At 75.1% G+C, this 265-nt stretch carries 1 pseudogene; it reads right to left on the minus strand.

The annotated features are described in order from the left end of the window. Nucleotides 1-246: pseudogene (locus KVT32_RS30330) on the minus strand (M13 family metallopeptidase); the annotation flags it as partial. Between the last annotated feature and the right edge of the window lie 19 nt (nucleotides 247-265).

A 265-nucleotide genomic window follows, 5' to 3' on the forward strand; every position in this document is an offset into this window, starting at 1 on the left:
CACGGCCAGCCGGGCCTGGAGCGGCGCCAGGCCGGCGCGGTCGATCGCGGCCAGGTCGCGCTGGCTGTCGTAGAAGTCGACCAGCTTGCGCCCGATGTCGGGCGCAGTTCCGGCGGCCGGCCGGGCCTGGCTGCGCAGGTCCTCGACGATGGCGCGCACGCGTGCATTGACGCTGGCGGGCAGGTCGGCGCCATACACTTCGGCGCGGTCAGGCGGGAGCACGGCGGCGTCGAGCCCACGGTTCACGGCCAGCACCGTCCTGCCT

Origin of the sequence: Achromobacter sp. GbtcB20 (genome assembly GCF_019091095.1) — a bacterium.
GTDB classification, from domain to species: Bacteria; Pseudomonadota; Gammaproteobacteria; order Burkholderiales; family Burkholderiaceae_B; genus Achromobacter; species Achromobacter mucicolens.